The organism is Bathymodiolus azoricus thioautotrophic gill symbiont, from assembly GCF_001298715.1.
Lineage (GTDB): Bacteria > Pseudomonadota > Gammaproteobacteria > PS1 > Pseudothioglobaceae > Thiodubiliella.
In genome coordinates this window covers 1-4,997 of sequence record NZ_CDSC02000370.1, presented here as the reverse complement: position 1 = coordinate 4,997, position 4,997 = coordinate 1, and the positions used below count along the sequence as shown (strand labels likewise).

The window sequence follows — 4,997 nt, the reverse complement described above, 5'->3', positions numbered from 1 at the left end:
TTCTAAGGATTACTTATCTTTGAGTGATGATGAGTTTTTGGATTGATTAATAGGGGTGGATTTGATAGGATAGATACGAATTTACAGAAAGAAGTTTACTTGACTGCTAAACAACATCAAAGCGTTTAAGTCGTTGCTATCTTGATTTAAACGAACAACAAAACAAGCTCTGCCTAAACAAAGGAGGCTTAAGCACACCTGAAAAATCCAAACGATCCAAAATATCGAATAATTTGTGCTGATCTTATCAAATTGGGTGTATTGTCTGTATTTTTATGAATGCAAGACTTGAATGGGGTGAATTTTTAGGATTTTGATTGGTATTTTTTAGGTTGGGTGGTTTTATCTTTGGATTTGGGTATTATAAGGAATGCAAAGCTCTTGTAAAATCTGTAAAATTCATCTAACCGATATTTTTAACACTATTCCTAAAAACAATGCAATCAACAAAAGAGCAAGCAACCGAACAAGATTTAATTAAAAGATTACAAAGAGACCTTTGCATAAATAGGAATGACTGACAAAATCCAATTTTTGCCCCATTGACGATTTCTTTAAACCTTGTCCTGGCTGTGTTAAGGCTGGGTTTAAAATCGCTAAGTGGGTGAAAAGTGGGTTTTTGATGGTTATTCCTATTTATGCAAAGGTCTCAATACAATACAAACATTAAAGATCAAGAAACCTTAGACGCTAATTTCCGTCAAATTTTCAACACTGTTGAAAATTAGTGGGCGAGGTTATTTTGAATAAAAAATATTAAAATGAATAGAAGAAGAAAATTAAAACCAAAGACTTACGAATTAGAGATTGAAACCTTATCACATGAAGGGCGAGGTATTGCACATTTAGAGGAAAAAGTGATTTTTGTGAGTGGGGCGTTGCTGGGAGAGAAAGTAGTGGCTGAGCGTGTTCTTTCTCGTGCTAAATTTGAAGAGGCGGAGGTGTTGAAGGTGTTAGAACCTTTGTGGGGGCAGGCGTGGGGTTATCGGTGTAAGACACGATTGGGGGTGTGTTGGGTAGCGAAAAAAAATAAGGTTTTAGTGAGTTTTCGGAAGAAAAAATCGGGTTGGGTAGCTAAATATGGACAGGTGTAAGGTGTTGCATGCTTCCATTGGCGAGCATTTTCGAGCTTTGAGACAGTGTGTTGAGTGGCTTTCTATTAAATCTCAGGTGGCACTTAATCAGAGCAATAAAGCGATTGATTTGTTTTATGGTTTAGGTAATTTCACCTTACCAATGGCTAAATATGCCAAGTATGTTATTGGCGTGAAAGGGGATTCAGGGTTGATTGAACGATCCAATGATAATACCCAGAAGAACGCCATTAATAATGTGGATTTTTATAGGGCAGATTTATTTAAAGAAGTGGCGGGTTTTGAGTGGTTTCGAGGTAAGCACTATAATAAGGCACTGATTGACCCTGATCGTTCGGGTGCCATTGAAATCGTTGAATTATTGCCAAAATTAGGGGTTGAGCGTTTGGTTTATGTGTCGTGTAATTCTGCCGCCTTGGCGAGGAATACGGCTAAATTAATTACACCTGGGTATCAATTGGAAACCGCAGGGGTGATGGATATGTCTCCACAAACTGCCCATGTTGAGTCCATTGAATTATTTGTTAAATGTTAAATTTGGCTCAAATTAAGCAGGCTATTGGCAACAATGGTGCTTTTAATAGGGGGGTTCAATATTATCGTCATAATGCGCTTAAAAGTTTGGAAATTGAGCATAAAGATTCGGGCTCTATTATCTTAAATTCTCAGGTATATGGCAATCATTTGTATACTCAAACGATCAGCATTCATCGTAATAGACACACTATTATTGCAGGGAAATGTGATTGCCCAGTGGGTTATAACTGCAAGCATGTTGTAGCAACGGTCATCGCTTTTATCAATACGGAAAAACCAGACAAGGCTTTTCAAGAGGAAAATTTGCAATCGAAATTTAAAGTGTGGGCGGATGATTTTCAACAATTAGGGCAACAAAACCAGCAAGTGCAAACAAGCAATGAATATATGATTTATCGTTTGTTCACTGATGACAGTTGTTATGGCGACGATATTGAGTTTATACGGGTCAAGCAACTTAAAAATAAACAACGGCGTTTTCATAAGATGGATGTTGATAAACTTTTATATGCGGGCACTCATCAGCACATAATTAGTAAAGTTGACCAAGAGATTATCGTAATGTGTCGGGGTATTTTCCCGCAATATACTTATTATAGAAAAACCATTGCTGGCAAATTGGGTTATCGTGTTTTGCTTGAGATGATCAAAACCAATCGTTGCTTTTATCAAGACAACGAACAGCCGTTGCAATTGAGAAAGAGTCAAATCACATTAGAATTAAATTGGAAAAAAAGAGGAAATTATTATCAAATAACCACGAATTTAGCACCAGATGCACGGGTTATTGCCTCCGATCCCGTTGTGGTTATTGACAATAATCAGGCAACTATTTTGCAGGGCATTGACTACGATTATTTGGACAAAATACGCAATGCGCCTGCGGTTTATAAAGCACAAATACATGCAATGTATCAATTATTTAAGCGTGATTTGAGTGGCATTAATATTGTTATTCCAGAGGACTTTGAGTGTCGGAAAATTCGTACAATTGCCACGCCAAAAATCAAGTTAAGTAATCAAGATCAGCCTAGGGTAACGCTGAGTTTTATCTATGATGAGGTAGCATTAAATTATGCACCACAAGAATCAGTCAGTGTTATTTTAGAGGGTGGTATGCAATATCACATTCAGCGTGATTTGACGCTTGAGAATCAGATTAAACAGCAGTTTGAAGCCTTGGGTTTTATGAGTGATGTTCTAAAGCAGCAACTATATTTTTATTATGACAATGAAAACAAGCAACAATATTTAGATTTTTGGTATCAGTTTAAACAAAATTTGACCACCTTAAAGCAACAAGGTTTTGCGATTGAAATTGATCCAAGTTGGACGCTAGATTTTGCCAATAATGTTCAAGTGGCAGTAGAAAGTGAGGCAGAAAATAACTGGTTTTCCCTGTCATTTAATTTAGAATTTGATGGGGTAAAACTCCCGTTAGCCCCTTTACTAAGTTCGTTTATAACGGAATTTGATCAGAATGAAGCCAGAGAATATGTTAATTTAGAAGTGCGTTCTGATTATTTTGTGCGTATTAAAACGGAGCAAATTAAACCCATTTTGAAGGTGGTATTGCAATTGCATGATGGGCAATCTCAAGACATAAAAGTGGGGGCATATGAAGCACACATATTGGGAAATATTGACGAGAATATTCTGTGGCATGGATCAAAAGAAGTGTTAAATCTGGCAGAAAAGTTACGCAATTTTGATCAAACTGCTCCTGTGAAGGTGCCTAAAAACCTACGCAACACACTCAGAGATTATCAGAAAACAGGGCTTAATTGGTTGAATTTTTTATTTGAGTTTGGATTTTCTGGCATTTTGGCAGATGATATGGGATTGGGAAAAACTTTGCAAACCTTAACCCATTTGTCATGTTTAAAAACGCAAAAAAAATTAAAAAATCCGGTGTTAGTCGTGGTGCCAACTTCATTGATTGCTAATTGGAAAAATGAGGTGAAAAGATTTACACCGAATTTAAAAATATGTTCATTGTATGGTGGAGCAGAACGCTTTAAAGCCTTTGAAAAAACAGCAGATGCCGATATTTTATTAACTTCTTATGCATTGATTTATCGGGATATTGATAGATTTACTAAATATCATTTTAGTTATATTATTTTAGATGAAGCGCAAAAAATTAAAAACCCAAGAACCAAAATGTTTGCTGCCATTAAATCCCTTAAAAGTGATTGTCGCTTAGCATTGAGTGGCACTCCAATTGAAAATCATTTGGGTGAATTGTGGTCAATTTTTTCTTTTTTAATGCCTGGATTTTTGCACAGTCAAACTGTTTTTAAAAAGCAATATCAAACCCCCATTGAAAAACACTGGGACGAGGACAAGCAGAAAATGCTCAATCAGCGTGTGCGTCCTTTTATGCTGAGACGTACCAAAGCTGAAGTTTTACCAGAATTGCCCGCAAAATCTGAGATTATTAAATACACTCAATTTGATAAAAAACAAGCCACTTTATACGAAAGCATTCGTATTACCATGGAGAAAAAAGTGCGAGAAGCAATCGCACAAAAAGGTTTGGCAAAATCGCATATTATGTTGCTTGATGCCTTGTTAAAACTGAGGCAAGTTTGTTGCGATCCGCAATTGGTCAAAATAGAGGCGGCAAAAAAAGTAAAAGACTCCGCTAAATTACATTTGTTTTTGGATTTATTAGAAGAGTTATTGGCTGAAAATAGAAAAATATTGGTTTTTTCTCAATTCACCTCAATGCTGAAGATTTTGCAGAATCAATTAGAGCAGAAAAATATCAGTTACACCCAATTAACCGGTGCCACTAAAAAACGCGAAGAAGTGATAGAAAAATTCACTTCTGGTGAAGTCAATGTATTTTTAATTAGCCTTAAAGCTGGCGGCGTTGGACTTAATCTCACCGAAGCAGATACTGTTATTCACTATGACCCATGGTGGAACCCCGCGGTTGAAAATCAAGCAACCGACAGAGCACATCGTATCGGACAAACCAAAGCGGTATTTGTGTATAAACTCATTATTGAAAATAGCATTGAAGAAAGGATTTTAGAATTACAAAAAAAGAAACTGCAATTACAACAAGGTATTTATAAAGGCGGAAAAACTGACAAAGTTTTAGGTAAAGAATTGCTGAAATTGCTGAAGGCATAAAATTGTTTTTTTGTTTTGACGAGGTCGGTTTATTTTTGCAAAGGTTGGGTGTAAATTGCGCTAAGTCCCGCCAAAGTCTCGTTCTGAAATTGTTGGGGTTTTATAGTTAAAAATAAGTTAAAAACACCTGAAAATGATAAGAGAGGAAATAAAAAAGGTGTTGAATGGATTTAAAAACACTTAATAAATTTGGATTTTTGGAGATAGCCTTAAGCAAAAAAC

At 36.1% G+C, this 4,997-nt stretch carries 3 protein-coding genes; all 3 read left to right on the top strand.

Annotation, left to right across the window (positions count from 1 at the left end; all coding sequences use genetic code 11):
• The first annotated feature begins 761 nt into the window (after positions 1-761).
• The 3 genes from BAZSYMA_RS10445 to BAZSYMA_RS07270 are packed head-to-tail and all read left to right on the top strand — an operon-like array spanning position 762 to position 4,775.
• Positions 762-1,094: a TRAM domain-containing protein gene (locus BAZSYMA_RS10445; protein WP_237731650.1), complete on the top strand. Its 333-nt coding sequence runs from the start codon at positions 762-764 to the stop codon at positions 1,092-1,094.
• Complete coding sequence (locus BAZSYMA_RS10440; RefSeq protein WP_241502582.1) at positions 1,081-1,629, top strand: class I SAM-dependent RNA methyltransferase family protein; 549 nt, start codon at positions 1,081-1,083, stop codon at positions 1,627-1,629. The genes BAZSYMA_RS10445 and BAZSYMA_RS10440 overlap by 14 nt, the downstream gene beginning before the upstream one ends.
• Entirely contained in the window at positions 1,623-4,775 is a 3,153-nt protein-coding gene (locus BAZSYMA_RS07270) for a DEAD/DEAH box helicase (RefSeq protein WP_090717225.1), read from the top strand. The genes BAZSYMA_RS10440 and BAZSYMA_RS07270 overlap by 7 nt, the downstream gene beginning before the upstream one ends.
• The last annotated feature ends 222 nt before the right edge of the window (positions 4,776-4,997 follow it).

What these genes read in the sequence shown, in the direction of transcription:
- BAZSYMA_RS10445 (WP_237731650.1), top strand. Translation starts at nt 762, where the DNA reads ATGAATAGAAGAAGAAAATTAAAACCAAAGACTTACGAATTAGAGATT.
- BAZSYMA_RS10440 (WP_241502582.1), top strand. Translation starts at nt 1,081, where the DNA reads ATGGACAGGTGTAAGGTGTTGCATGCTTCCATTGGCGAGCATTTTCGA.
- BAZSYMA_RS07270 (WP_090717225.1), top strand. Translation starts at nt 1,623, where the DNA reads ATGTTAAATTTGGCTCAAATTAAGCAGGCTATTGGCAACAATGGTGCT.